3 protein-coding genes are annotated in these 1,927 nt (G+C 38.9%); all 3 read left to right on the plus strand.

Annotated features, from left to right (window positions below; translation table 11 throughout):
* Positions 1-353, plus strand: a 353-nt coding sequence (locus UC75_RS19530; protein WP_228136993.1) for an FAD-dependent monooxygenase, incomplete at its 5' end; no start/stop codon positions are given.
* Between the two features lie 176 nt (positions 354-529).
* Positions 530-1,252 (plus strand): UTRA domain-containing protein, encoded by a 723-nt coding sequence (locus tag UC75_RS00910; protein ID WP_049836387.1) that lies wholly within the window; start codon positions 530-532, stop codon positions 1,250-1,252.
* Positions 1,253-1,343: 91 nt separating this feature from the next.
* On the plus strand, positions 1,344-1,927 hold a 584-nt coding region (locus UC75_RS19535; protein ID WP_228136994.1), incomplete at its 3' end, for an extracellular solute-binding protein.

Below are 1,927 nucleotides of genomic sequence, written 5' to 3' on the forward strand. Positions count from 1 at the left end.
ACGCTGCGCATATCGTTCCACCAACAGGAGCAAAAGGCCTAAATCTCGCTGCCTCTGATATCGCTTATTTATCAAGTGCGCTTGTTGAATATTATGTGGAAGGTTCCGAGCAAGGGATTGATGAATATTCAGAGAAATGCCTACAACGTGTATGGAAAGCAGAGCGTTTCTCTTGGTGGATGACTCATTTATTGCATCGATTTGAAACTGAAAGTGAGTTTGATCATAAGATTAAACAAGCCGAGTTAAGTTATGTACTGGGTTCAATTGCGGGTAAAACCACATTGGCTGAAAACTATGTTGGTTTGCCTTATGAGATTAAGCAAATTGATAGTTTTAAGCACGCCAGTTAAAGGTTATGTAAAAATAAAAAGGGCATGAAAATGTCCTTTTTTTTATATAAAAAATGGAGTGGAGAAAAATAGTTTAAGAGATTGTTTTGCTTAAAAGATCAGCATTAATAAAAGCTTTTGTCACATTTTTTCAGTATATTGCTATTAATTTCTTTATTTATAAATTCTAAGTTTGTATGGAACAGGACCAAGCACGCATACCTAAATATATTCCTATTCGCGATGCAATTGCCCACGATATTGAATCTGGTGTATTAGAAGCCCACGCAAAACTCCCATCAGAAAGAGTACTTTCGGAACAATTCCAAACCACTCGAGTAGCTGCACGTGAAGCTTTACTGGCTTTGGAAACTGATGGTCTGATTTATCGCTTAGACCGCCGTGGTTGGTATGTTCGTTCTGCTCGTATTATTTATCACCCGCAATCGACAAAAAACTTTAACCAGTTTGTGATTGAACAAGGCTATGAACCTTCGACAGAAGTGATTTCGAGTGAACTGACTCAGGCTACTTCTTGGGATGCCAAGCATTTAAAAGTTGAAAAAGGGCATCCAATTTATTCAGTTTGGCGACGTCGTTGCATTAATGGACGACCTGTGTTGGTTGAACATTTACGTGTGAATGCCGAGCTTTTTCCTGAGTTTTTAACTCATGATCTCAAGCAATCCATTACTTTACTCATGGCAAATCAATATAACTGCCATATCACAAGAGCCGATATTAACCTGTATCCAACAGCTTTATCTGACCAACAGGCTAAAGCATTGCATGTAAATACGGGCGCGCTCGGGTTATATATTTGTCGTAGCAATAGAAATGAAGAGGGCGTAATTACCGATGTTGACCAAGAATATTGGCTACATGATGTTTTAGATTTGCATTTCGAAGCAAGAGCATAAAAATGCAATCTGGTTTAAACCAGATTAATCAAACTGTCATATAAAGCTGTTGAAATACGATCATTAACTAATTGCATTCGATGGTTTGCAGATGAAACAGTACGTTCAACAGACAATTAAACTTGGCACTGCATCAGTTTTAGGTGTGGTAGTCGCTATTCAAATGGGATGTTCATCGGCAACATCAAAACAATCAGAAGAAATCACAGTCTATACGGCAGTGGAAGCCGACCAGCTTAAACAGTACCAAGAAGAATTACATAAAGCCTATCCAGAACTCAAAGTAAAATGGGTACGTGATTCAACTGGTGTAATCACCGCTAAACTTTTAGCAGAGCAGAAAAATCCTCAAGCAGATGTGGTTTTTGGTGTGGCTTTAACCAGTTTGCTGGTCATGGAAAAGAAAGACATGCTTGAGCCTTTTAAACCTGAAGGCGTGCAAAATTTAAAACCAGAATTTGTGAGCCAAAAAACTGTTCCGACGTGGACGGGTATGGATGCATGGGAATCTGCAATTTGTGTTAATAAAGTCGAATTAGAAAAACGTAAGCTACCGATTCCAAAAACTTGGAAAGATTTAACCAACCCGATTTATAAAAACTTGATTGTCATGCCAAACCCAGCCTCAAGTGGCACAGGGTATTTGGATGTCACGGCTTGGATGCAGATCTGGGG

The organism is Acinetobacter sp. V2, from assembly GCF_001188385.1.
GTDB lineage: Bacteria > Pseudomonadota > Gammaproteobacteria > Pseudomonadales > Moraxellaceae > Acinetobacter > Acinetobacter oleivorans.

Excerpts from the sequence above, each read along its gene's own strand:
- UC75_RS00910 (WP_049836387.1), top strand. The coding sequence starts at position 530 with ATGGAACAGGACCAAGCACGCATACCTAAATATATTCCTATTCGCGAT.